This window comes from Holdemanella sp. DFI.5.55 (assembly GCF_020593575.1).
GTDB classification, from domain to species: domain Bacteria; phylum Bacillota_I; class Bacilli_A; order Erysipelotrichales; family Erysipelotrichaceae; genus Holdemanella; species Holdemanella hominis.
In genome coordinates this window covers 1-4929 of record NZ_JAJDMK010000106.1, presented here as the reverse complement: position 1 = coordinate 4929, position 4929 = coordinate 1, and the positions used below count along the sequence as shown (strand labels likewise).

Annotated in this window: 3 protein-coding genes and 1 pseudogene; all 4 read left to right on the top strand. The window is 34.6% G+C overall.

The genetic code is table 11. From position 1 onward, the window contains the following. Nucleotides 1-144 precede the first annotated feature (144 nt). Complete coding sequence (locus tag LJE08_RS15160; RefSeq protein ID WP_255650351.1) at nt 145-732, top strand: AAA family ATPase; 588 nt, start codon at nt 145-147, stop codon at nt 730-732. Nucleotides 733-749: 17 nt separating this feature from the next. Beyond that, nucleotides 750-1119 (top strand): annotated as a pseudogene (locus tag LJE08_RS15360) (AAA family ATPase); the annotation flags it as partial. Between the two features lie 315 nt (nt 1120-1434). After that, nucleotides 1435-1959 carry a PD-(D/E)XK nuclease domain-containing protein gene (locus LJE08_RS15355; protein ID WP_370633276.1) on the top strand — a complete coding sequence of 175 codons (525 nt, stop codon included), beginning with the start codon at nt 1435-1437 and terminating at the stop codon, nt 1957-1959. Nucleotides 1960-2062: 103 nt separating this feature from the next. Continuing rightward, the gene (ppdK, locus tag LJE08_RS12670) at nt 2063-4690 is read left to right on the top strand and encodes a pyruvate, phosphate dikinase (RefSeq protein ID WP_186999626.1); all 2628 of its coding nucleotides are present in this window, start codon (nt 2063-2065) and stop codon (nt 4688-4690) included. Nucleotides 4691-4929 lie beyond the last annotated feature (239 nt).

Genomic DNA, 4929 nt, shown 5'->3' with positions numbered 1-4929 from the left:
GGAAAGACACAAAATTTTATGAATTAGGCTTGATTTTTATTATCTAATTTTTTTCGCTTATAAACGAAATGCAAACGAAATGAAGTTTATGTATTTCGCTTAAACGGATATACTTAGAGTAGAAGTATGTTTAGGAGGAGTTTTATGGACTATATATCTTGTGAATCTGCTGCTAAAAAGATAGGGGTATCGACTCGTAGAATTCAACAGATGTGTAAACAAAAAGAAATAGTTGGTGCAATAAAGGATGGGCGCAATTGGCTGATTCCTGATAATGCGATTTTAAGTCCGAAAAAGCCTTTACCAATAGGTGTTTCTGATTTTAAGTCGGCAACAACGAATTATTACTATGTAGATAAGACTTTATTGATTCGTGATTTTTTGAATGCGATACCGATGGTATCTCTTTTCACGCGTCCTAGGCGTTTTGGGAAAACATTAAATATGGATATGTTGCGTGTTTTTTTTGAAAAAACACCGGAAGATACATCTATTTATTTTAAGGATAAGTATATATGGCAGTGTGGGGATTACTATACAAAACATCAAGGTCAATATCCTGTGATATTCTTGTCTTTTAAAGATGTTAAATGTTCGAGTTGGCAAGAGACTTTTCAAAAAATTAGTAAATTGATTTCTCTAGAGTTTATGCGTCATAATGAATTGGAGAGTAGTTCTGTACTAAGCTCATACGAAAAGAGCAGTATCATCGTTTTGCGAGTGAAAATATAAATGAGGTTGATTGTCAAATGGGGCTTCAACTTTTATCTTTATTACTTCACAAACATTATGATAAAGAGTGTGTCATTATTATTGATGAATATGATACGCCCATTCAACAGGATCATCTTTGTGAATTTTATAATGAAATTGTTGATTTTATACGCAATTTTTTCGGGTGGTCTAAAAGACAATCTACATTTGGCTTTTGGATTTTTAACAGGTATTCTAAGAGTCGCAAAAGAAAGTATTTTTAGTGGGATGAACAATTTAAAAACGAACTCCATATTAGATAATAATTATAGTTCTTATTTTGGCATCACAAATGAAGAAGTCAGAGACATGCTTGCATATTATGATTATGAAGATAAATATCAAGAAATTTGCGAATGGTATGATGGATATCGTTTTGGAAATTCGGAAATATTTAATCCTTGGTCTGTAATCAATTATATTTCGGATCAATGTTTTCCAAAAGCTTTTTGGCAATCAACAGGTAGTAATGATATTATTGGTGAAATTATTGGAACTGCAACACCTGAAATTAATGAAAATTTGTATAAATTGATTTGTGGAAATACTGTCACAACGTATGTAGATACAAGTGTAATATATCCTGAAGTTCAAAGTAATCTTAATAGTATATATAGTTTTTTGTTGGTTGCGGGGTATCTAAAGGTGGCCGAAATATATCCGCAAAATGATGGAAATTATATGTGCGATGTGGCTATTCCTAATAAAGAAATTTTATATGTATATGAAAAAGAAGTATTGAATCGTACAAATCAAAATAATGTTTCAATTTCAATTCATCAAGCTATCTTTTCTAAAGATACAAGTAAACTGCAGTCTTTGCTGGAGGATTTTATGTTAAAAAGTATATCAACGATGGATGGGGCTAGTGAAGCATTCTATCATGGAATGATGCTTGGATTATGTGCTGTACTAGGAAGTCAATTTAAGGTAAGATCAAATAGAGAATCGGGACTAGGTCGGTTTGATATTGAATTATTGCCGATGGTGAAGGGAATACCTGGATTTATCTTTGAGTTTAAACATACGAAAGATATAAATGTTGATTTAGATTCACTGGCTAATAGTGCACTTAAACAGATTGAAGATATGAAATATGATACAGAATTAAACGATTTTGGTGTTGAAGATATTGTAAAAATTGGTATAGCATTTAGAAAAAAAGTGCGGTTGTTAAGCGTGGATAAACCTATTGGTGAAAACTGATAGGTTTTTGTTTGTGAAATTTTAAAATAAACTATCATTATGTAAATTTGTATGTTATAATAGTTTACACATGTAAACGGTTACAAATAGGAGGTAAAATATTATGGATAAAAAATATGTCTATGAATTTAATGAAGGCGATGAAACGATGCGTGAATTGTTAGGTGGAAAGGGTGCCAACTTAGCTGGAATGTCTAAACTAGGAATGCCTGTGCCTTATGGATTCACTATCACTACAGAAGCTTGTAACCAATATTATGAAGATAATGAAACAATTAATGATGGTATTAAAGCTCAAATCATGGAATATCTAGATTTATTGGAAAAGAAGTCTGGAAAGAGATTGGGGGATGAAGCCAATCCTTTATTAGTATCTGTTCGTTCAGGGGCACGTGCAAGTATGCCTGGTATGATGGATACTATTTTAAATTTAGGTATGAATAAAACAGTTGCAGAAACAGTTGCAAATTTAACAAATAATGAGCGTTTCGCATATGATTCATATCGTCGGTTTATTCAAATGTATTCAGACGTTGTTATGGGGTTGAGTAAAAAGCGTTTTGAAGAGATCATCGATGAAGTAAAGGCTGAAAGAGGCATTAGTGATGACTTAGATTTAAATGCTGAAGATATGAAGAAATTAGTAGAATTATTTAAAGCGTTCTACAAAAATGAATTAAAATCTGAATTCCCTGAAGATCCTAAAGAACAATTGATGGGTGCTATTGAGGCTGTATTCCGTTCTTGGAACAATCCTCGTGCTATCTATTATCGTAAGATGAATGATATTCCGTCAAGCTGGGGAACTGCAGTTAACGTGCAGATGATGGTATTTGGCAATATGGGTAATGATTGTGGTACAGGTGTTGCCTTTACGCGTAATCCAAGTACTGGTGAAAATAAATTGTATGGTGAATTCTTAATGAATGCCCAAGGTGAAGATGTTGTTGCGGGTATTCGTACACCTCAAAAGATTGATCAATTAAAAAAAGTAGCTCCTGGAGCATATGATGATTTTGTAGCTATCACTAAAAAATTGGAAACGCACTATCGTAATATGCAGGATATGGAATTCACAATTGAAAAAGGTAAATTATTCATGTTGCAGACACGTAACGGTAAACGTACAGCTCAGGCTGCATTAAAGATTGCGTGCGACATGGTGGATGAAGGTATGATTACTATTGATGAAGCTTTAATGATGGTTGAACCTCAACAATTAGATTCATTACTTCACCCAATGTTTGATGCGGATGAATTAAAGAAAGCTGAACCAATTGCTTCAGCACTTCCAGCAAGTCCAGGTGCTGCTTGTGGTCAAATCGTATTTAGTGCAGAAGAAGCGATTCAAGAGGCAAGTCGTAACCACAAAGTCATCTTAGTTCGTTTAGAAACAAGTCCAGAAGACATTGAAGGTATGCACGTATCTCAAGGTATCTTAACGGTACGTGGAGGTATGACAAGTCATGCTGCTGTTGTTGCTCGTGGTATGGGTGCATGCTGCGTAAGTGGTTGTGGCGATATCAAGATGCATGATGATGAAGGATATTTTGAAATTGATGGTGTGAAATATCACCGTGGAGATTGGATTAGTTTAGATGGTTCTACAGGAAATATCTATGGTAGTGCTATTAAAACCGTTCCTGCAAGTATTTCAGGTGATTTTGAACGTTTCATGAATTGGGCGGATGAAAGACGTACATTAAAAGTTCGTACAAATGCCGATACACCACATGATGCAAAACAAGCACATGAATTTGGTGCAGAAGGTATTGGTTTAGTTCGTACGGAACACATGTTCTTTGAAGGGGATCGTATTAAAGCGGTTCGTGAAATGATTGTTTCTAAAACGGCAGCTCAAAGACGTGTCGCATTAGAAAAAATCTTGCCTATGCAAAGAAGTGACTTTGAAGGAATCTATGAAGCTATGGAAGGTCTACCAGTGACAATTCGTTACTTGGATCCACCTTTACATGAATTCTTACCTACAAACTCTTATGATATTACACAATTAGCTAAGGATATGCACATTGGATTGGATGAATTGAAATCTGTCATTTCTAGCTTACACGAATTCAATCCTATGATGGGTCATCGTGGATGTCGTTTGGCTATTTCGTATCCAGAAATTGCTGAAATGCAGACAACTGCAGTGATTCAGGCTGCATTAGCTGTCAATGAAAGACATCCAGACTGGAAGATTGAACCTGAAATCATGATTCCATTGGTTGGTGATGTTGCAGAACTTCGCTATGTTAAAAAGGTTGTATGTCAGGTAGCTGACAAATTGATTCAAGAATCTGAATTCGATATGAAATATCATGTTGGTACAATGATTGAAATTCCTCGTGCTGCATTATTAGCAGATGAAATCGCAAAAGAAGCTGAATTCTTCTCATTTGGTACAAATGACTTAACACAGATGACATTTGGATTCTCTAGAGATGATGCAGGAGGATTCTTACAAGATTACTATGATAAAAAAATCTTTGAATCAGATCCATTTGCACACTTAGATCAAAGAGGTGTTGGAAAACTTGTAAAGATGGCAACTGAACTTGGAAGAAGTACTCGTCCAAATATTAAATTAGGAATTTGTGGAGAACATGGTGGGGATCCTGCAAGTATTGAATTCTGTCATAGAGTTGGATTGAATTATGTATCTTGTTCACCATATCGTGTACCAATCGCAAGACTGGCTGCTGCACAGGCTGCTGTACGTGATAAGTAGGAGTTTTTTATCGATAAAAATTCCCATCTATTCTGAACAAGTAAGTACATTTAGATTATCTAATGGACAAAATGCTAATCGAAAACGATGGAGAGATACACGTGTTGTGGTTTATATACCTATAAAAGCGTAAAGAAAATTAATAGAGTCATTAAATATTCATTCGGATATATTAAAGGCTCTATTTTTTATATATTAAGATTTTGGCTTCGGAACAGGGGAATGCGGTATGTGAAAAA

Coding starts and splice junctions, on each gene's coding strand:
- LJE08_RS15160 (WP_255650351.1), top strand. CDS start 145: ATGGACTATATATCTTGTGAATCTGCTGCTAAAAAGATAGGGGTATCG.
- LJE08_RS15355 (WP_370633276.1), top strand. CDS start 1,435: ATGTGCGATGTGGCTATTCCTAATAAAGAAATTTTATATGTATATGAA.
- ppdK (WP_186999626.1), top strand. CDS start 2,063: ATGGATAAAAAATATGTCTATGAATTTAATGAAGGCGATGAAACGATG.